This window comes from Pedobacter gandavensis (assembly GCF_032677645.1).
Lineage (GTDB): Bacteria > Bacteroidota > Bacteroidia > Sphingobacteriales > Sphingobacteriaceae > Pedobacter > Pedobacter gandavensis_A.
This window is the reverse complement of record NZ_JAVTSB010000016.1, coordinates 80,263-102,331: the sequence shown is the minus strand read 5'-3', so window position 1 is coordinate 102,331 and position 22,069 is coordinate 80,263. Positions and strand designations below refer to the sequence as shown.

General features: G+C 36.2%; 15 protein-coding genes and 1 pseudogene. 11 read left to right on the top strand and 5 right to left on the bottom strand.

All coding sequences use genetic code 11. The features are described from left to right. Nucleotides 1–339 precede the first annotated feature (339 nt). The gene (locus R2Q66_RS23170; RefSeq protein WP_316753707.1) at nucleotides 340–4,293 is read right to left on the bottom strand and encodes a hypothetical protein; all 3,954 of its coding nucleotides are present in this window, start codon (nucleotides 4,291–4,293) and stop codon (nucleotides 340–342) included. Between the two features lie 427 nt (nucleotides 4,294–4,720). On the opposite strand from R2Q66_RS23170, the gene istA (R2Q66_RS23165) reads away from it, so the two are divergent. The 7 genes and pseudogenes from istA (R2Q66_RS23165) (at nucleotide 4,721) to istB (R2Q66_RS23135) (ending at nucleotide 12,935) form a co-directional block, all read left to right on the top strand. Continuing rightward, nucleotides 4,721–6,277 (top strand): IS21 family transposase, encoded by a 1,557-nt coding sequence (gene istA, locus R2Q66_RS23165; RefSeq protein WP_316753706.1) that lies wholly within the window; start codon nucleotides 4,721–4,723, stop codon nucleotides 6,275–6,277. 10 nt (nucleotides 6,278–6,287) lie between these two features. Next, a complete protein-coding gene (gene istB, locus R2Q66_RS23160; protein ID WP_111634349.1) occupies nucleotides 6,288–7,019 on the top strand; it encodes an IS21-like element helper ATPase IstB in 732 nt (243 codons plus the stop codon). Between the two features lie 661 nt (nucleotides 7,020–7,680). Further along, the gene (locus R2Q66_RS23155; protein ID WP_316753705.1) at nucleotides 7,681–10,056 is read left to right on the top strand and encodes a P-loop NTPase fold protein; all 2,376 of its coding nucleotides are present in this window, start codon (nucleotides 7,681–7,683) and stop codon (nucleotides 10,054–10,056) included. A 575-nt stretch (nucleotides 10,057–10,631) separates the two neighbouring features. Then, a complete protein-coding gene (locus tag R2Q66_RS23150; protein WP_316753703.1) occupies nucleotides 10,632–10,904 on the top strand; it encodes a hypothetical protein in 273 nt (90 codons plus the stop codon). After that, nucleotides 10,853–11,548, top strand: coding sequence for an IS21 family transposase (istA, locus tag R2Q66_RS23145; protein WP_316753701.1), 696 nt, complete (start codon nucleotides 10,853–10,855; stop codon nucleotides 11,546–11,548). Before R2Q66_RS23150 ends, istA (R2Q66_RS23145) begins: the two co-directional genes overlap by 52 nt. After that, nucleotides 11,487–12,089, top strand: a complete 603-nt coding sequence (locus R2Q66_RS23140) for a Mu transposase domain-containing protein (protein WP_316753699.1) — start codon at nucleotides 11,487–11,489, stop codon at nucleotides 12,087–12,089. The genes istA (R2Q66_RS23145) and R2Q66_RS23140 overlap by 62 nt, the downstream gene beginning before the upstream one ends. 93 nt (nucleotides 12,090–12,182) lie before the next feature. Continuing rightward, nucleotides 12,183–12,935 (top strand): annotated as a pseudogene (istB, locus tag R2Q66_RS23135) (IS21-like element helper ATPase IstB). 863 nt (nucleotides 12,936–13,798) lie between these two features. On the opposite strand, the gene R2Q66_RS23130 reads toward istB (R2Q66_RS23135), so the two are convergent. Next, a complete protein-coding gene (locus R2Q66_RS23130; protein ID WP_316753697.1) occupies nucleotides 13,799–14,281 on the bottom strand; it encodes a DUF1573 domain-containing protein in 483 nt (160 codons plus the stop codon). Between the two features lie 400 nt (nucleotides 14,282–14,681). Here R2Q66_RS23130 and R2Q66_RS23125 point away from each other — a divergent pair, with 400 nt between their 5' ends. The 4 genes from R2Q66_RS23125 (at nucleotide 14,682) to lepB (ending at nucleotide 17,465) form a co-directional block, all read left to right on the top strand. After that, a complete protein-coding gene (locus tag R2Q66_RS23125; protein ID WP_316753695.1) occupies nucleotides 14,682–14,978 on the top strand; it encodes a hypothetical protein in 297 nt (98 codons plus the stop codon). Nucleotides 14,979–15,033: 55 nt separating this feature from the next. Next, nucleotides 15,034–15,330 carry a hypothetical protein gene (locus tag R2Q66_RS23120; protein ID WP_316753693.1) on the top strand — a complete coding sequence of 99 codons (297 nt, stop codon included), beginning with the start codon at nucleotides 15,034–15,036 and terminating at the stop codon, nucleotides 15,328–15,330. Nucleotides 15,331–15,442: 112 nt separating this feature from the next. Beyond that, nucleotides 15,443–16,570 carry a BF3164 family lipoprotein gene (locus R2Q66_RS23115; RefSeq protein WP_316753691.1) on the top strand — a complete coding sequence of 376 codons (1,128 nt, stop codon included), beginning with the start codon at nucleotides 15,443–15,445 and terminating at the stop codon, nucleotides 16,568–16,570. Beyond that, nucleotides 16,563–17,465 (top strand): signal peptidase I, encoded by a 903-nt coding sequence (gene lepB, locus R2Q66_RS23110; protein WP_316753689.1) that lies wholly within the window; start codon nucleotides 16,563–16,565, stop codon nucleotides 17,463–17,465. Before R2Q66_RS23115 ends, lepB begins: the two co-directional genes overlap by 8 nt. Before the next feature lie 4 nt (nucleotides 17,466–17,469). Here lepB and R2Q66_RS23105 read toward each other — a convergent pair whose 3' ends face one another. The 3 genes from R2Q66_RS23105 to R2Q66_RS23095 form a co-directional block, all read right to left on the bottom strand. Then, entirely contained in the window at nucleotides 17,470–18,258 is a 789-nt protein-coding gene (locus R2Q66_RS23105) for a GLPGLI family protein (protein WP_316753686.1), read from the bottom strand. Further along, nucleotides 18,259–21,000, bottom strand: coding sequence for an outer membrane beta-barrel protein (locus R2Q66_RS23100; protein ID WP_316753683.1), 2,742 nt, complete (start codon nucleotides 20,998–21,000; stop codon nucleotides 18,259–18,261). Nucleotides 21,001–21,169: 169 nt separating this feature from the next. Next, nucleotides 21,170–22,066, bottom strand: coding sequence for an HTTM domain-containing protein (locus tag R2Q66_RS23095; RefSeq protein WP_316753680.1), 897 nt, complete (start codon nucleotides 22,064–22,066; stop codon nucleotides 21,170–21,172). Between the last annotated feature and the right edge of the window lie 3 nt (nucleotides 22,067–22,069).

Below are 22,069 nucleotides of genomic sequence, written 5' to 3'. Positions count from 1 at the left end.
TTATTATCTAACTAGTTATGTGGAAAAACTGCTTAATTATCATGTCCCTCTTTTCTATTTCTGTGCTCAGCTTCGAAGTCGAACCAGTGACTAAATGATTATGATTCTTACAATCTATCCCTCCAATATGGAAAAAAATGTCTTCATTTTTAATTTACAGAAACAATATTATCACTTTTCTGAAACTCCACAATTTGACTCAGTTACGTATTTGTAACGGTTTCCATATAAATTCTAAAGGCGTGAACCAGCAGTTATGCTTCGTCATATAGTTTTATAGCGTCATGTGTAATTCAAATAAACCAACTTGACTAATACCAAAAGCGAGAAATGAATTCATTACTTAGTAGTAGCAAGTAGTTTATCTACTCCACTTTCTTTAGCACATACGTAGTTTCTAATTAAGTTCATCATTGGGCTATAATTTAGATAATTATCTGGGAATTCATTTATAAGGAACAACAGTAATTCATCTACATGCTGAGAATCTTTAACAATATTTAGAACTTCTCGTATTGATCTTTTGAATCCCGCATTGGAGTGAATGTGTTTGTTGCATCTTAAAATGATTTTAACTTCCTTCAAATGTTGCTTATTAAAACCTTCATCCAACATCAAAATTAACGCTCTATACGGTTCAGTGTTATTAGAATCAGATAAAATTTCGCTAACAGGAATTGTATCTGGTGGTGTATGATTATAAAATTTAATTTGATATATTAAAAGTTGAAAGAAAGGGCCATATGACACACGCTTACTAGTAATTAACTGAAGGGTGATCAGTTTCTTAAACAAAGGGATAGCACCCAATACGGCCTTACTATATCCCTCTTCAATATAATCCAGATCATTAAATCGAATTCTTAAATCGTTTAAAAACGGGTTTTCATCGTAAAGATCTAGTAAACTGTTCACATCATAAAATTGGTAAAAATTGCTAATCTCAATTCGGAAACTATTTGATTTCCTACTCAAATTTTCAATAATTCCACTTTTTAGAACTTCTTTAAAACCCATCACTTTTGACAGCTTATCTCTCATATCAGCATCAATTTTCGGCCCATACCACGACAAGAAAACTGCCAGAAGTTCTCCACAAGTTTTCCCATGCGTTGGAATGATCTTGTCAGCAAACTCATTGACTCCATTACGGATATCGCTATCTACAAATGAAAAATCAGGTTTATAAAACTTACTTCCAAAAATTAAATCAAAATGATTTCCTTTAAAGCTTCTCATCGCAGATAAATTATTTTGATATTCAGAAAATATTTCTGCGTTTATATCCTCGTTTAGAAATACTTGATCCATTGTAGAATCGATTTTCGATAAATGTCTTCTAACACTCATCCCGTAATTCGGCTCCAAATGATTTATGTAAACATTTAGTTCATGGAAATTTGCATAGATTGGTTCAGATAAAAATCTAAAAATATGTGTCGTCAATTTATTTTCAAGCGAGATAGAAAATGAAAGTAAATCACCAACTAGGGAATTCTTACTTTTTTTAAATTGAGTAAAACTGGAAGAAAATCCATCTACAATTTCCAAATCTAATTCTATAATATCACGACTTAAGATACTGTACGGCCACTTATCTTCGCTTAAATGCAATCCAAATTGCTTAAGGAGATGATAATTATCTCTTAAACCTTGGGTATCTGATAGAATATTTACAATTATTAATTCCCAAATTTTTCCCTTTACATTTATATTCGCAGCAGTAATTACCTTACTGAGGAATCTTTCATAAACACCGTGCATGTAAAATTGTAATAATCTTACTTCTGAATAGGATGAAAACCTTTCAATAAAGTGTAAAACTAGCTCGTTCGGACATACTTTTCGAGAAACAATTCTCATTATATTTCCTAGTTCTTCATCTTGTTTACCAGCTAGCAGAGGGAGAAATTCATTTATTGATACTTTCTCCTGTTCAACTAATAAAGCTACCACTCTCCAACAAGAATCATCTTGTCGTAGCTGGATTCTTGTTTTCAATGCAGGTATTACCCACTTCAATATGATACGATTCGGCAACCTAATTAAGTCGCTATGGCGCATTGTAAATGGTAGTGAAAGTAGTGGTGGTAAAAATTGACTAAATCTATTTTCAATTCCCGGATCATCACGAAAGATACCTTCAATAAGGATATCTAGTGCTAGCCATGAACCTAGTAGACAGGCACTCTTTAATGTTCTTACACCGGGATCCTCATTTCCTCCATTTAGTTCATGGCATATCCCATGAATAGTATCTATCATGTATCCCTTATTTTGTGATATATGGCCAATAACAAATAGTAAAGTGTTACTCCAATAAGAGTTTGTTGAAATAGCTGAAATTCGACTTTTAACATCTTCATCTCTTACATCACGGATATAACCGTTTGCGGCGAAATATTCTTGCAACGACCTAATTGCGAACCCTATCTTTTCATCTTCTATCTGACTTATAAACACTAGCCTATCAATAGAAGCCATACGGATATCGTCAACAAATCCGTCGATCTCTGCTACTTCAATTCCCTTACCTGTTAAATATTCCCTCACGATCAATTCGAAATCGTCTAAACTTATGTTAGCAGCAGGATTTGTGCTTTTCTCAGATACCCTTTGTAAATGAAGTCCAAGTCTATAATGTATTTCTATTACATATCTCGTATTATTTCCCAAAATTTTGGATATATTACGTTGTTTTTCACGATTTAAAATTGTTTCAAAATATTGCTTAAATAAGTCGAATTTATTATTTGGGGGTTCTCCTCCACTGTTAACCAATATTACCATTATAGATGCCTGCAACGGTGATTTCATTACCCTGGAAATCTGCGAATCGTTTAGCGCCTTTTTTAGAATTTTTAACCGGGCCTCACGGGCAGAAAGATCATCGACGGTATTGAAGAGAAGTTTCGTTATATATTTTTCACAGGTTTCCGGATCTAGGTCAGCAATATTTAGATGTTTATATCTCGAATTATCAAACTCTATTGAATATCCTTGGGGACGTGTACTAGCAATAATAATAGCATCGATTTCGAGGCGCCTAACAATTACCTCATTAAAATGAGAAAGCTCACTTAATACTTGTGCCCTATTACTAGAGACAGGAACCTCATCTAGCCCATCAAAAATAAAAAGGCAAGGCAATTTCACAACTAACATTTCAAGTTCTTCAATCTTTAGAAAATCTGATCCTGTTTTTTTTCTAATCATTTGCCTTAAATAACACAAGACTGACACTGGTTCACTTGAATTTCTTTTTACCGTTTCAGAGATCCACGCAGCATAATCCTTGAGAATTATTTTGAATGGTAGACGTATCCAACTTGGTTGAATAGGAGCACTAGCCTTAAAGTCTTCTAAAAAATAATCTATTTCCGGAATTTGTGGCTTATTTTGATCATAGGAGTTTAAGAAATATGCACGATAAATTTGTGTTAGAAATTGAGTCAATGTTGATTTTCCCTGACCCGGACCAGCTTTTAAAACATACCGTCCTGTATATGCTATTTTTCTCCATTTAATTATTCGGTTTCCATCTTTGAGCATTCTATTAACAAAAAGGTCTTCTTCACTTTTCTTTTCATCATAGACTGCCAGATCAATAAACACTTTTTCAAGCATAACTTTGTCTGCAGTTAACTTGCCAGCTTGATCAAGCCTTGACTGGAGATCTTCTAGAAACTCGATTTCTAAATATCTCTGCATTGTTTCTCTAATAAATGAATTTCGATCATTCTTGTCGTTCAACAAATTCAACATCGAATAGAGTACATCACCTGGTAGTATGAATGGCCCATAAGATATGGCGATATCACGATGTCCATTCAGAAGATCTTGTAGATCATCAAATGATATAATTTTGATATTCTTAATTTTGTACTCTATTTGCATTTTTGCTAAAAGTGCAGCTAATTTATCTTGTCCGCCAGTTTTCGCTACTGAACTAAGTCTGACATTAGTAAAAAGGATATAATTGTCTGGATGCCTAACCTCCTGAACTCTAGATTTAAACTTCCTCATTTCTCCTTCAAGTTGCTTCTTCAGCCAAGAAAAGTCGACATTTAGGTTGGAGGATAATTCCGCTTTGAATTTTGCCTGAATAATCCAGTACCCAGACCATTGTTCGGTTTCTGACGGATAGGGTGCCGAACCTTCAAAAGTTGCTTCCCTACCTCCATCTGGCCCCAGTCCGAATGAAGTACATCCTGCTCCAATAATTTTTTTACATAGACTTTGTGAAAGGGATTCAAAGTCTAGCGAATGTAATCTGCTGAGGTCGTAAGTCATTTGAGCATTAATTTAGTTTAGTCTAAAGTATAAAAAAATCACATCATTTAGAGATCCACATGAACTGACTTGGTTTTATATCACACGTAATCAGAACTTCAGCGATTTCCGAATCTTTTCATTTATTTTCTAAATCAAAAAGGGGAAAAATTGACCAAGAAGAACTAAATGGATATTCCGCTCCATAGTACGCCACTCATTCCGGAGTAAAGTCCACCAGTATTCCGCTGGAAAGGTTACCAATTATTCCGCTGCAAAGTCCACCACTTTGCTACCGGACTGATTTTGTTGAGGTCTGACATTCCGACACAAAGTACACCACTTATTCCGCGCCAAAGTTCACCACTAAGCTGAGTTTAACCGCCAATTACTATAAGTTTGGTTTGTAACCAAAACCACTTGCAGTATGGCAAATAAGCTACTTAGTATGCAAAAGATAAGACAGATACTTTTATTTCTTGAGCGCGGTATTTCCCAGCGGGCGATAGAAAAAGAAGTCAAGATTACCAGGAAAACAATTGCCCTCTACTTGCAGAAATTCCTTCAAACAGGAATCGATTTTAAGGAACTACTAAAGCGTTCTGATGAGCAGCTGGAACAGATACTGGGCTTATTAAAGCCTGTTGTTCCGGAGGGTACTGACCCCCGTAAAGTTCATTTCAACAGCCTTATTGAGTATTTTAATAAAGAACTCAGCCGAACTGGCGTAACCCGTTTATTACTTTGGGAAGAATATATTAAAGAATACCCGGCTGGTTTTCAATATTCCAGATTCTGTGAGCTTTTACAGGATCAAATGAAGGTTAATAATGCCGTGATGCATTTCGTTCATTATCCGGCAAAGCTGCTGGAAGTGGACTTTGCCGGCGATATGCTGCACTACGTTGACCCTTCGACAGGCGAACTTATCGCTTGTCCGGTATATGTCGCTGTGCTTCCCTTTAGTGGATACGGCTATGTGGAGGCCTTACCTGATGCCAAACTACCTCAGGTGGTCAAGGCGCTGAACCACACTCTTGATTACTTTGGTGGTGTTCCCCTGGCTGTCAAATCAGACAACATGAGACAGTGGGTGTCTAGAAGTTGTAAATACGAACCAGTATTTACAGATATGCTGGAACAATGGGCAAACCATAATAATATTGCGCTTCTTGCTGCCCGTCCATATAAACCTAAGGACAAACCTTCTGTTGAGAACAATGTCAAGATCACTTACAGACGTATTTATGCGGGCCTGCGCAACCAGCGCTTCCATAGTCTTGCTGAATTAAACGCGGCAATCCTGGAAAAGCTAAACCAGCACCATCAGCTGAACTTCCAGAAGAAGACCTTTAGCAGGCAGGAGTTATTTGCTGGTCATGAAAAAGAACTATTACAACCTTTGGCAGAATCCGGGTATACGATACGCCATTACACCAAAGCGAAAGTTCAAAAGCATTACCATGTACTGGTTGGTGAGGATTGGCACTTTTACTCTGTTCCTTATCGCTACATCGGCAAGGAAGTCCGTATTGCTTATGATGCTGATCACGTGGAAATCTATCATGATAACCAAAGGATCGCTGTACATACCAGGAATTATACCAGTCATGGCTATACCAGTATTAAAGAGCATATGCCTGAAAGACATCAGGCTATTGACAAACAACGTGGCTGGAGTCCTGATTATTACCTGAAAAAGGCAGAAGATAACGGACCTTACACTTTTGAATTCTTCAAAAAAGTGATGGACAGCAGACTGGTCATCGATCAGTCTTACACTTCCTGCCTTGGTTTGCTTCGCCTAATGAGTGCTTACGGCACTATCCGAATGGAGGCCGCCTGTAAAAGAGGCTTAAAGGGAAACAAGTTCAGCTACAGTGTGATCAAAAAAATCCTTGATAACAATATGGATATGCTGGAAGAGGATCCCTCTGCCGAATACCGCATTCCTGTCCATACTAACCTCAGGGGGCTGAGGCCTATAACTAAACAACTTACATAAAACCCACATAATGAATACACAAAACACAGTAGAACAACTTAAAACACTAAAGTTGACTGGCATGGCTAAACGCTATGAGGCAGCACTATCGCTGCCTATACATGAATTGCAGGATGTACATGCACTGATTGCTATCATCACCCAGGCCGAAGTCGAATACCGGGATCATTCCCGCACGCAAAAGTACCTCAAAGCAAGTAAGCTGCGTTATCATGCGCTGCCCGAAGACATACTCTGTAATGCCGAAAGAGGAATTACAAGAGAACAGATCCTAAGGCTCTCTGATGGTATGTTTATCGACAAAGGCGAGAATATACTCATCACAGGGGCCACTGGTTGTGGCAAGAGTTTTCTGGCTTGTGCCTTGGGCCGGAGTGCCTGTCTGTTGGGCTACCGCACCCAATACTTTAGTATGAATAAATTTCTGGATGCTTTAGCTCAAGCTAGGCTTGATGGTTCTTACCTGAAATGGATCAGGGGAATCTCAGCAAATAAGCTTTTGATCCTGGACGACTTTGGGCTAAAAGCACTGAATAATGATGCAAGAATTGCACTGTTGGATATCCTGGAAGACAGATATGGAAATGGCTCGACCATCATTACTTCTCAGTTGCCGGTGGACAGCTGGTACAACTTTATTGATGAGCCAACGCTGGCTGATGCAATAATGGACAGACTGGCAGCTTCTGCGCACAGAATAGCCCTAACGGGCAAATCCTTGAGAAAGAAAAAAAATCATTAAGTTTGAAAAATACCACTCTTACTTAGTGGTGATACGGCCGGTCTGGCTGGCGTACTTTAGTGCGGAACACTGGCGTCATTTCGTCGGAATATCTACTAAAGGCAAAGCAGGCAGAAATATACACTAGACTTCTATCATTTAATCATAGAAGAGATACTTTCAAAGAAATAGATCAGGTTCTGAAAACGTTCGCTGGAAAAGATCAACAAATCTTCAAGAATTTGATCCCTTTTTACTTGTTTTACAGTATTCTCGGAAGTAAGTAACCTAATTAAGTGAATCTCATAATGAAAAATTCAAGAAGTTAAATGCACCCTATATTTCTGATTTTTGTAAAATGTACAGACATTTTAAGAACTCAAGACATGTATCTAGGCAGGCTGCAGAATAAGTTTCATCCTTCGTCATCAAGTAGCCTTTGGATATCCTTACGCCTATAAATCAAGAACCTTCTAACATTAGGAACTTAGAAAATTCCAACGTTCCGTTTATCCAAAGGACTTTAGTGGTTAAACCTAATTTTAAATCAATAAATAAATCATGAGAAATAGATTGAAACCAACTGTCCCACGACTTTATAATTTAATATCTTTGTTACAGTGATATTCAACTATTGTAACATTTAATTAAAAAAATTCACTTAATCGTACTCGAAAATAACATGACAAAATTAACCTCGACTATAAATATTTTACACCAAAAAATCAGAAGCAGGAGGATTGCTGACACCTCAATTTTACTTTTTATCTTTCTAGCGGCAGGGATCCTATTCAATCAGTTTTTCATCAAAAAATTCGACACTTGGGTTACTTTTCCTTTACTTTCAACGATAAAAAGCAGTTTATTCATAGACTGCTTTTGGGTGGTATTCTTTATTGCCATTATTGTTTCTATCATAAACTTCCAAACAAGGCGCTTCCTCTATTCCAGGTATTGGTTTCCCGCCGGATTATTCTTTGTTGTAACTTACCTATATTTCAGGTTCGTCAGTGATCATTACAATTTAGTTGGTTTTGAACTTTTGCAAGGCTTAAAATATGCGGACATATTTACGGTTTTAACATTTCTTGTTACGATCATATGCTATTCTAATAGTAAAAAAAAAGTTAGAGCAACTACAAGCTCAGAGTTGAAACAGGTACAGCGAATGATCCATTCCTATTTAGATATAGAAACCAATTATGCGTTGCTGTTAAACGGAAAAAGAGGAACGGGAAAAACCCATTTCGTCAAAGACAGACTGTTAGATCAAATCAGTAATACGAGACTGGAAGGATCAACAAAAAAATATTACATCCCTATCTATATTTCACTATATGGATTGACGTCGATAGAAGAAATCTATTTACAAATGTCCATGACTCTAACACCCCACCTGAAAAGTGAAACATTACCCAATGATCCCTATCTCTCTAAAATCCTTCTTCGAGGAATGCTCAATATTACGAGTGCGGGTAATATTGACGATTTTTTAAAAGACTTTCAAAAGGCCAGGAAAAATAACATAAGCTTCGGAGACTTTGTTATAATATTTGATGATTTGGATAGGATTTCAAAGGATTTAACTATCAGCGAGCTCATAGGTTTTATTAACTCCATGGTTGAACACGAAAACAATAAAGTGATCATAGTTGCCGACGAAGATGAAGTATTAGACCAACCCCTTTATAAAGAGGTACGTGAAAAGACAATAGGAAGCATAGTGGAATATCCTGAAAGTTTCGAAACAACTTTTGATGAGATTATACTATCAAAGTACAGTATCCCTGCACCGGAATTTCATGAGCACCTGAAACTCGTAAAAGACACCATCCATAATCAATTTCAAATTGGAAAATGTGTTTCTCTACGTACACTTATCTATTTTCTTAACCATTATAAAAAAGTGTATGAATCCTTAGATAACAACCCTAAAAGGGAAACGAGGGAGATTGATGTACAGCAACGGAAAATGAACTTAACTCTCAGATTTACCTGTGCTGTATGTATTGAATTTAAGAGCGGGTTACTCAGCTATCATTCAAAACAAGGCATCGAAGATATGGTAAGCATCAATAAAAAGCTCACAGATGATTTTACTATCCAAATGTGGCGAAAGACCAAAGCTAGGCTCGATAATGAAGCACCTAATGCACTGCCCCTTGAGGAAATGAAATATTCAGAACAGTTTGTAACCAAATATTTTCGGATGTGGGAGTATCACTTTCTGAAATCTGCCTACGATTTTGTCACTGGTGGAAATGAACTTGACCAGATGCTATTAATTTCCGAACTTCAGTTTATTGATGATGCAATTGCACCCCTGTCTGAAGCTGAATCAGTTTACAACGAGCTTTCGATGCCACAAGTATTTGATTTGTCCAATGAAGAATATAAAATACTCAGCGAAAAGATGCTGACTCTTTCGGAGAATGGCGATTATCCATTAAAAAAGTATTTAGACGTATTTGCATACTTAGAACGGTTTCCTGCTATTGCTGAGTATCCATCCAATATACTTGCTGAAAGGTTGACTAATGCACTGAAAGATAATCAATCAAAATTCAGTTATGATTCTGACCTTGATTTCACCTTGCGAGAGGTAAACCGATTTCCAGAAAACTCCGACTGGAAACTGCTAAAAGATACACTTCGGGAGGTAAACAACGCTACTGAAGCTCTAAACGAAGAACGTCGAGCCGAAAACCTATATGATTTGTTCCTATTGGATCCTGATGAATTCTATGATCGCTGCCGCAAAGAGTTTTATGATCGTCCTGTATTCCATACCTGGGACTTCCCAACTTTTTATAATGATTTCCTAAATCTGAAACCTTCTGCAATACCCTCATTTACTTGGTTTATGAGAACCAGATATAAACATGCGGGAAACGAGGACTGGATCGAGAAACACTTTATTGAAGATCTAATCAACAAGCTAAGTACTTCAGAAGAAGAAGTAAATTTTAAACAGATCCTGATCGAGGAACTTAGGGAAACCTTGCATGGCATACTTACATCTTACATCCAAATCAGTTTCGCCGAATCGAGAACTTAGTCCTTCTGTATCCATGTTTAGTGAAAACCCGGCTGTTCTGCTCAATCCATAAACAGCCGGTTTTTAATTCATCTCCTAATGTTGGATATACTCCAAGAGTTTCTTTTTTGCAAACTTGCAGACTTGACTGGTCCTGATTTAAGAATATCGGATACCCATAAAATCTTATTAGGTTAAATCATGGTCTACTATAGTATCTGTCAAAGATAATATATGACTACTAATTTCATCTTGGATATTCCGATTCATCTCTATTTTGAAAGAGGATGCATGGAATTTCGCTTTAAATTCGATTATTCCAAATAGGATTTACTTATAGCTTTCTACAATTTCAATTTGAGTTTTTAGTGAAGTTAGTATTCCGCTAGTTATAGGATTGCGGATAAGGAAAAAAATTTTTTCCTCACACTCTTTAGCTGGATATACCGCTGATATTGACCACCTGATTCCGGTGGAAGGTGACCACCCTATTCCGGGGCAAATTGACCACCCGAACGACCAGCTAATACTGTAGAAGCAACCATCTTTGTAAGGTTTAACTAACCTTCAGGAGCATGGCCAACACTACAATTAGTATGAGTAAGATTAGAAAGATTTTAAGGATGTTTAGCAATGGTCGCAGTATTATGTCGATCTCTGCCCAGGCTGATGCTTCCCGTAACACCGTAAAGAAGTATCTGGCTTCGTTTAAGGAAAGCGGGTTTACCTTTGAGGAGGTTGATGCACTGAGTGACAAAGAACTGGAAGACCTTTTGGGAAAAGCAGGGAACATGCTCCTTCAGGGCGTATTCATTCTTTGCTACGCTGCTTTCCCCATGTTGACAAGGAGCTTAAACGCACCGGTGTAAACCGCCATATATTATGGGCAGAGTACTATAAAGAGTTTCCGGACGGCTATCAGTACAGCCAATTTTGCTTCTATTACAATCAATGGAAGAACCGGGTCAATCCGACCATGCATATTGATCATAAAGCCGGGGATAAGCTATATGTAGATTTTGCAGGCCAAAAGCTCAGTATTACTGATAAGCAGACCGGTGAGATAATTAACGTTGAGGTATTTGTATCGATCCTTGGGGCGAGCCAGCTTACTTATGTAGAAGCTGTTGGTAGTCAGCAAAAAGAGGATTTTATTGCGGCCTGTGAGCATACTCTTCACTATATCGGTGGTGTTCCTGATGCTATTGTGCCTGATAATCTGAAAGCCGCAGTCATCAAAAGCAGCCGTTATGAACCGACACTGAACGAAACATTCTCTGACTTTGCAGATTATTATGGTACAACTATACTGCCCGCACGGGCGTTCCGTCCGCGTGATAAAGCATTAGTAGAAGGTGCCGTTAAGATTATATACACCCGCATTTATGCCCCCTTAAGAAAAGGAGTTTACCACTCTTTGAAGGAACTCAATGATGCCATCAGGCCAATGCTTGAGGAACATAACAACCGGCTTTTACAAGGGCGCAATTACAGCCGCAGGCAACAAGTTTGATGAGATAGAGCGTGAAGCGCTCTGGCCGTTATCTGTCCTGAAGTACGAGCTTAAAAAACAGTTCCATGCCACCGTAATGAAAAATGGCTATGTCTGCCTTGGCCCTGATAAGCATTATTATAGTGTGCCTTACCGGTTTATCGGAAGAAAGATCAAGCTGCTTTATTCCAGTTCTTCTGTAGAGGCATTCTATCACTACGAGCGGATTGCAATGCATAAAAGTGCAAAAGGACTATACCTTTATACCACTGAAAACGACCATCGGGCTTCTACACACCAGTTCGTTGCGGATTGGTCACAGGATAAGTTCCTGGGCTGGGCGTCTTCTATTCATGAGGATGTCAGGCTTTATATCCATCAAATATTCGACCGCAAAAAGCATCCCGAACAGGCATATAAATCCTGCCTGGGCATTCTTGGTTTCTCCCGTAAAGTAGGTAATGAGCGCCTCATCCTAGCTTGCAGGCGGGGTCTGCAGTATGGTGTCTATAATTATAAGACTATTTCATATGATCCTGGAAAAGAAGATGGACCAATATGAAGAGAGCCTGTTCGCTGACGAATTACCGATACCAAACCATGATAATATCAGAGGAGAAGACTACTATAAATAACCTTTAAAACAACCAATGGAATGAACACAAATACATTAGACAAAATGCGGAAGTTAAAGTTCTTCGGCATGTATCATGCTTTTCAAAGCACACTGGAAACAGGCAAAACAGAGGACTATACCGCAGATGAGCTATTGGCACACCTGATAGAGGCGGAATGGGATGACCGCCACAACAGACGGATCGAACGGCAGATCTATTCTGCTAAGTTCCACTATAAAGCCTCCGTATAGGACGTACATTATCACGCAGATCGCAGTATTGATCGTAACCAGATCATGCGACTGGCGGACTGTACATTTATCGAACGCAATGAGAACTTATTAATTACTGGAAGCACAGGCATTGGTAAAAGCTATATTGCTTCGGCTATAGGCTCTCAAGCCTGCACACTTGGCTACAGGGTCTTTTATGCCAGCACACCAAAGCTTTTCTCTAAGCTCAAAATGGCCAAGGCCGATGGTTCGTATCTCAAAGAGGTCGTTAGAATCGAACGGCAGCAGTTGCTGATACTTGATGACTTTGGTATACAGCCTTTTGATGCACAGATCATGGCTGCCCTAATGGAGATTATTGAAGACAGACATGGAAAGGCTTCGCTGATCATTACTTCTCAATTGCCGGTCAGCAAATGGTACGAAGTTATAGGCGAAAAAACAATTGCTGATGCCATCCTGGACCGAATCGTGCATAGTGCACACCGTATTGAACTCAAAGGAGAATCAATGAGAAAAAAAAGAAAAACTGATGTTCAAGAAACTGGCTATCAATAGCCAATTTATTAGCTAACTTTGAAAACGCTTTTACAGCTTTAGCTGCTGTTGTTCGCCAGCGAATTGACTGGTCACTTTGCCACGGAATCAGGTGGTCAACTTCCCCGGAATACCTACACTATATCAACAAGAGAGAAAAGAGCTTATTAAAATTATTGAACAGCTTAATTAAGGATGAGGAAGCTTGGAAAACACAATATGTAGTATTCTCGCCTAATTCTCAAATAACTGCATATTCTGGTTTAACCTAGAAAATCAACACATTAACTTCAAAAGCAATATTTTTCAAATTTATCACTCTTAGTTTTGAATTCTTCATGGCTAAGTTCTAAGCTATGCCCAGGCACGCACATATTTTTTTTAAGGAAAGGTGAGGGATTCCCAACCTTTCCATCAATTCGCTTTCACAATCTCTCAGAGCACATTTATGATTCTACAGAAAGTCCTTTCGCCTCAATCTGCTATTACAATACCAAAACCTAATAACAGCAAGCTTTTTAAAGAGGATATGAAATTCATCGAAAATCTCATTATTTTGCTTATGGATGTAAAAACAGCTGCTAATCTGCAAAAAAAACATAACATACATGACAGTGGCTGATTTTTCCTGATCATCGCTGTCACCAATCCCCGCTATTCATCAAACATTAAAGGTTTTTTTCTACGGCTTCTTCAAAATTTTCATGCACCAGGCTTAAAATCGAATACAGTTAATTAAGTTGGGTATTTTATTCTTCCAGTTCCTTAATATATGTCAGTTTGACTTCCCCCGATTATCTAGTTTTTACTGGCTAGTTTTTGAGAAGGGCCTCAGGTCAGCTTACACATAAGTTCTTGGAATATGTAATTGAATTTAAAAACACTTAATTCCTTGCGACAACATTACCAACAAGCGTAAGTAATTTGATAGAATCTGCTGAATTGGAGAAAACGGTAATCACCTTATTCTGCATTCCAGTAGTGTTACTAGAAAAAACGGCAACTATTGAATCTTGTTGATTAAAAAAGATAGGCTTTTTAGGTATTAACGCAACGGTGCATCCACATGTTGTATTAGCATTTTTTATTATCAGAGGTGTTTTACTCTTATTAGTTAAGAGAAACACATGCCTTATTTCTTCCCCAGTTTTTAACGTACCAAAGTTATATACTGGATTATCTATTTCTAATTTAGATAAGTTTTCTCCTTCAACTTTACTTTCATGCTTCAATACATAGATAGAAGGAGTATCTGGTTTTTCTGCAGATGAGCAACCTACACAAGCAATTAGAGAAAACAGAAGAGCCGATTCCAGTAAGATGCTCGACTTATTCAATAAAAAAAATTTCGAAAAATATAATTTCATAATTATTATTTTATATTAAAACGAACTTAGTAAATAATTATGGTAAATTCATATTATTTTGTTTTTAGGATTATTCAGAAAATCATCAAGTATAAAATGAGGCTTGTGTTGATTACTACTTTTTTCATCTCACAAAAGCAATTAACTTAATAAAACAAAACCGCTTTGAAAATAACAAAATATTTCACAATTAAACACTAAAAAATAATAGTCAAAAAAAAATTAACTGATTATCAATTATTAATATAATTTTAATAATAAACAAACCTTAATATTCAAAACTTAGCATTTTAAATATTGAATTTTTCAAAAAAAATCAAAAGCAGAAATATATAGACTAAATTATTTCTTTTTATAAAAAAAGATCTATACCTTGTTTTTAAATTAAAAATATATAATTATGAAAAAATTATTAAACAAATCAGTATTATTAAAGAGTGGACTTTTGATGTCTGCACTTTTTGTAACAGTTTTAGGCTTTAGTAACCTTAACGGTAATTCAGTAAACAACCAGACAGAAACTAAATTAAGAAATGTTTCAAGAGTAGAATCTTCAAGTCTATTCGCAATTCGCGATGCAAAAGCTTCTCTTGACCTTCCAGCGGTAGCTGAAACAATTAAGTGCGGTGAAAATGCAAGCGGTTGTACCATAACCATGAATGGATCAGCAGGCACAATATCAGGCAAAAAAGATTAACCTAAACCACTTTTTTTTCAAAAAAAACCTTTTAGAATCAAACAATAAATTAATTATGAAAAAATTATTAAGCAAATCAGTATTATTGAAAAGTGGACTATTTATGTCTGCACTAGTTGTAACTGTTTTAGGTTTTAGCAACCTAAATGGAAACCCAGTTAACAACCAGACAGAAGTTAAATTAAGGAATGTTGCAAGAGTAGAATCATCAAGCGCATTTGCAATTCGTGATGCAAAGGCCTCTCTTGATCTTCCTGCAGTAGCTGAAACAGTTAAGTGCGGAGAAAATGCAAGTGGCTGTACAGCAACATTAAATGGAACAGCAGGTACAATAACAGGCAAAAAAGATTAATCATTTTCTTTTTTGAAATAAAAAAAAACAATCATTAATTAAAAAACCCAGACTCACTTCTGGGTTTTTTGTGCAACATATAATCCCCATCAATCTCAAAAAAATAGTCCCCATGGAGTTAAGATCAACCCTTGCACTTACAGTATTATTGAATACTGTATTTTTTTTTACAGGATGCATTAAAAAAAGCAAGCCAGACAATCCAATTAATGATTTCGCTAATATTAAAGAGATAACACTTAAGGGATCAGAAATAAAGTTAGAGAACGATAGCGTTCTTTACGATCCTCGGACAATAGATGTCTTTGATTCCTTAGCCGTCTTTTATGACAATAATGGCTATACGGCATTCAGTTTAATTAATCTAAAAAGCGGCAAACTAGTCAAAAGATTTGCAGAAACTGGGAGTGGAGATTACAAATTCAACATTAATAGTGTTGGACTAAGTCGCGTAAGAAACTCTTCAAACGAGTTCACCGTATACGAAGCTTCTGCTCCTTACAGATTATTCAAATATAATTTGGACAAACTTTTAACTAGCGAGAGTTACCATCCGTACTTAGTATGTAAACTTCCAGCAGAAACCTATTTTATTAACCCCATAATGCAGACAGACTCAACAATTATTGGAAATATCGGTTTTTCGAAGTTAGACAACAAGGTATTTGGGATCTGGAATCTCAATAACAACAAATTAACAACTGGCGTTGATCTGACCAAATCCCCAGATGCCCGCTTTAAAGAATTCTATTACGATGAAAATATTGGATGGACAAAAACTGTTCTCCGTCCGTACCTAGCTTTTAGACCAATGAGCGAGCAGGTTGCTTCATTTTCAACAAAAGGAGCTCTCTTTCAGATTTTTGAAACAACTAATGATAACCCCAAAATTTTATCTGAAAAACTATATTATTTGCCAGAGTTCAATATACTAGATTTGGGAAATAAGTCCTTTAAGTCTAAATTAACTGCAAATAACAGATATGGCTACAATAATATAGCTGTAACAAAAGATTTTATATACACTCTATTTAACGGCAAGCCATCCGAGTCATCAAATCTAGATGTCGTGTCTACAAACATAATCTTAGTCTATGATTGGAATGGAACGCCAGTCAAAAAGATTATATTGGACAAGGATTGCTTTCAAATAGCAATCGATCCACAAAATCCAAAAACGCTATTTACACTAACAGCTTTTAAAAATATTGGCATTCGTAAATTTACTCTCAATGATTAAGCAGCTCATAAAAATCGCTAGTAGAACATTGGCATGGATTGTTGTGTTAGCCTCTTTGACCTTAGTGACTAGGGAATGTTTTTTCGACATCTTTAACATCCCTTCAGACTCAATGGAAAACAAACTAACCACTCAGGATAAGATTATTATAAACAAGACCACACACAGTGGTCTTTTGGCTCCAATATTCATTCAACTCGGGATTAAACCAGCTATTGAGCCTAGCGATATTATCGTTTTCAAATTGGATTCTACAGAGGAATCTTATTACGTAAAACGTTGCATTGCCTTGCCTGGACAAAAAATTGAAGTAAAAAACTCAAAGGTCAGAGTTAATGGACGTAATTTCATAGAAGCCCCCTCTGTTATTCAAAGGTACAAAATATGGTACCGATCATACAGCAAACTACAGCAACTCCTCGCAAATGCAAATATAGATTACCTTAACGGAAACTACCTGAGAAACTCTAGATATTTAATTTTAGATATGAACATGGAATCTTTCAGGAAATTAGATGCAGCAAACGGAATCGACTCAATTCTACTCCAGCCCCCAGCAAATCATTCCATACGCTCATATAAACGTACAAAAGAAAGCTCTGAGCTACTTAACACAACCAATGTGATGATTCCCTACAAAGGGATGCAAATTGCACTAAACGAACAAACCGAAAAAATGTACTTATCATTAATCCATAATTATGAGCAGCCAGAACTCAGGATGGAGAAAAATGGTTATGATTTAAACGGCAACCATTTGACTTCCTATATTTTCAAAAAAGATTACATTTACGTCATGGGAGATAATAGGAATAACTCCAAAGATTCCCGATTTTTTGGTCCTATACCAACATCCAATGTAACTGGGAAGTATCTTTTTAAGATTAGCAAATAGAATTTCAGAATATAGCTCTTCTACGGACAAAATTTTTGAGGATTGAGGATTTTGTATTTACGTCACTTTTTATAACATCATCCAACCCCTTGGCGTCAATAGGTCTTCCAATTCGCTTTACTGATCCTAAAACGTCCTTTTTTACTTCTGGTGAATAGTTTTTCGCAAACCAAGTAATATGTTCATTCGGAAGAGCAACTCCTAAGATCATTCCTGGAAGCCCAACAAACAACTCTGGCCCTCCTTTTGCCAAGATCTGATCTGTATAAAATGCAACAACATAAATAGAATCCGCAATAACTGCATTAGCCCTTCTGCAAAGAAAACCAGCTATCTCCCTTGTTTCACCTGTAATTTTCCATTGGATATTCTTGGCTGAATCAACGACCAGATAGCTAATACCTAAAATGTTCTTTTGACTAATAGTTCTATTCTGATCAAAATTGATCTCCACACTATTCACTGATGCAAACTGAGATAAAAAATCAAACTTAATCTCTGTATTGCTTTTAGGATGGTAATATGACTGCCGGGTATCAAAGTCAAGTACAAAAGTGGTATTCTTAAACTTCGGGAAATTACTTTTGTAATCATCAGCATATTTTTTCATATCAACACTAAAACCTCCATAATAATTATCCAGGTAATAATACGCATTCTCTGTCCTTTCAAATTCTATTTTTCCATTCTCAATAACCCCATCACCCTGAGCAATAGACTGATATGGAAGAAGCATTGCCAAAAACATAAATACAGTCCCTGGCAAACAAATTTCGATTAAGTGTTTCATCATTTATTTTTTAGTTTGATGTTTTTTGAAATTATATACTAATGAAAACATGAAATACCGTTTTATAGTATCATAAGTATTTTGGATAACAAGATTTTGGTTTATAAATCTGTCAAATCCTTTGTTTTGATTTAGGATATCATTAACGGAAACTTTAGCAGTTAAAGAACTGTTCTTAAAAAAGTCTTTTTGAATATACGAGTTCCACACAAAACGACTGAAGTCGTTGGGAAAATTACTCGTTCCTTCCTGGAATAAATAATCAGCTTCAGTATGTATCATCATTTTGAATGGCAAATAAAAGTCAAAATTTGGCCTAGATGTATACCCCCATGATTTATTAACCAATAACGGCTGTAAATTATTATAATTAGAATTGTAAATTAATCCAAAACTAATTCCACAACTATAAATATTTGTTTTCGACTTTCCTACCCCAAAAACTAGCGTGGATACATTTAAGACATTTCTTGATAATCTCGAGTTCACCAAATTCTCAAATTGGTTACCTTGAAAACTCCCATCAATTGTCATAATTATATCACTAATATGCGTCGGGGCTCCAACTGAGAAAGATGCAGAATACCTAATATTCCTTCCATTCTTTAGATTGACATAGGTATAGGAACTTACACCTAGTGAATCCGTATTAACAGATGTAATTATAGGATCATTTACAATAGAAAAACTTCCAACCCCATTTAAGAAGATATCCTTTTCTGTTTTAAAGGCTATATAATTTAATGAAAAACTGTTGGTAAATGACGGAGCTAAACCCTCGTTTCCTATATATGTATTCAACGGATCAATATTATTTATCACTGGCTGTACCTGCTCAAGTGTTGGCAAATTAGAGTATCCATTATACTTCAAAACGATCCCCTCTCGCGAGGAAAAGTCGTAAGAAAATTCGGCAGCAGGAAAATAATTATTAATTTTTCTTTTCAGAACTTTATTCGTTGACAAGTTTTTCTGATCAAAATCTACATGAGAGAAATCAGACCCAGCCTGTAGTCGTATATTATTCTTAGAGTAATAATAATGCATACCCCCTCGAAGACTAAACTGATCTAATCGATAATTATTACTAAACAAACTATTAAATACCCTATCCGCCCCCCCCATAGATTGATCAAAAGTCTTTCTATCGATCGCCTCGGAATTAAACAAACCACCAACATTAACCGAGACACTTGATGACTTAGAAAGGGGTTCAGTATAAACCGCTTTTAAAGTTACCGATGACCTGCGATCATCATTAGTTTTAAATTGATTAAAGTTTGCCGGCCCATCATTTCCTACATTGGAAATGATATTTGTACTCGAACCAAGGACACCAGAGGAATTTGATGTGGTATTGAATAGATTTAAGCCTAAAGATATAGTCCTTCTTTGTTTACGTAATTTTTTTAGGTACAAAATATCTGATGCCCCTGCTTGTTTGTCCCCTGTTGTAGAAAACAATCTTGCATTTGAATTCACAACGCCACCACTTAAATCTAACATTTCTGAAGAATAATCGCTAAAAGTCTTTTTATGGAGCAACCCAACATTTACCTTAAAAGAAACAGTGGAAGTAGAATCCAAAGCCACCCTTAGTTCACCATTTAAATTATTCTTTTGTTGCGTATTATCAAACGTTCTCCTTGAGTTAGTTAAAAATGATGTATTGGGTAGATTTTCCTGAAGACTACTATAGTCATTTCCCTTAATATTCAAATCATTAAAATTATAATTCATATTAATACTCACCTTACCTTCTTTGAATTTATTACTATAATGGCTTCCAGCACCTATAGAAGTAGGCACACCTTTCCCCGTATATTCCCCATTCCAGATATCTAGATCGTAATTATTGTATGAAGCATCGGTACTTCCATCTGAATATTGTTGGCGATCCCTCCTGCTTAACCCCACAGTCCCAGTATTATTGGAAAATGCATGTAAAGCAAATTTTTCATCATTATTGAAGTGGTTATAAAACAATTGCGATTGGTAAAATCCATGGTCACCAAATGCCAATTCAGCCTTACCAAAGGCACCTACTTTATTTCCCTTTTTAAGCTTGAAATTAACTACTTTTGAATCCTTCCCATCATTAATACCGGTAAATGTGGCCTGATCACTTTTCTTATTGAAAACCTGGACCTTATCAATCATATCAGCCCTAAGATTTTTTGTTACCAAAGTAGGATCGTTGCCAAAAAATTCTTCTCCATCTACCAATACTCGATTTATCTGTTTTCCTTGGGCAGTAATATTTCCGTATTTATCTACCTGAAAATTCTGTAATTGCTTCAATAAATCTTCAGCTGTAGCATTAACTTTCAGATTATAAGCCAAGGGATCATATTCAGTTGTATCACCCCTGATTTTTATTGGTATCCTTTTAGCAGTAACAGTTACCGTAGCTAAAAAAATAGCTTCACTGACCAAATTTATATTCCCCAAATCAAGTACACTATCTTTCCCTAAGCTCAACGGCATAAGAAAATCAACATATTTCGGATAAGAGACGATCAAAAAATACTGGCCGTTTGGTACTTTTTTAAATATAAACTTCCCAATGTGCGTTCTTGTATCTGCAAAGATTATTGAATCCGTAGACTTAATCACAACTACCGAAGCGTTGCTCAATTTTAAATTTCTATTGGTATCTTGGACATTTCCGATTATTTTTACTGTCTGCCCTCGGGCTAAAAACGAGTAAAATAAAACCACTATTATTATTATAAAAATTTTCATAGACATTAGATAAATTTGATATTGAGCGCCTCCATTAAAAAACTTCAAATGACATCATATTTTTAACCCACCCAACCTTAAAGTCAAACAATGGGCGGTGGGAACAAGACATCTAACTTTATTCAGCTTGGTACATTCAAAATGTGACAAGCATTAAATTAAACATGCCCTATTTTTCACTTTTATCAAAATTCAAAAAAGCGGCGAGACTCAATAAGATCATTAACAATGAAAAATAGTAAAGACCTAAACAGATCGCAATACCTAAATGCATGGAAATCAAAATAATCAATCCACCTTTATTAAACTTCTTACTGAACATTAAGAAAGGATAGAACAGTTCAATCAGCACAACACTCCATGATATGGCCAAGGCAACTACCGGATAAATAGCCATAACATCGTAATCTATACTAATTAAAAGGTTGTGTTTCAACAAATGAACAGATTGCCAAATCGCCTCTCCACTTCTCCAGTCACTACCTGTTAATTTAACAAATCCTGAGGAAATGTAGATTAAACTCAGATGAAGTTGCAATATCTTTCTATAAGGAGAAGGGTTCACTTGCCGTTTAGAGAATAGTTTTTGATCAATTGCGTATTGCGCGCCAACAGGGAATAAGAAACAATAGAACAAAGCAATAGATGTCAAATTATCAACGCCGTAGCTGTATAACGGAGCTCCTTTGAAGATCACCAAATGAAGAAATAAAAGCAATAAGGCAGACAATCTGCTCAGTAACCCAAAGGTTAAACACAGACACAAAGCCAAATAGATTACCATGATAATCATTAGCATTTCTTTTTCTGACTGATGAGTCCATCCAAACAAAAATTCTGTCACCTGATTTATATTGGGGATGATTTTTGGTTTAAAGGCAAGCATAATCCCTTCTTCAACCAAACCATTCCTCCTATACAGATTATAGAAATCTTTCCAAAGAAATAGAAAATGAAAAAAAGAAAATAAACCGATCGATATCCGGAAAAAAGGAAGAAAAAAAACATCTTCATTCCTTTTCCTAATAAAAAACTTAAAAAAATTCTGGGTGATTTTATTTGTCAATAT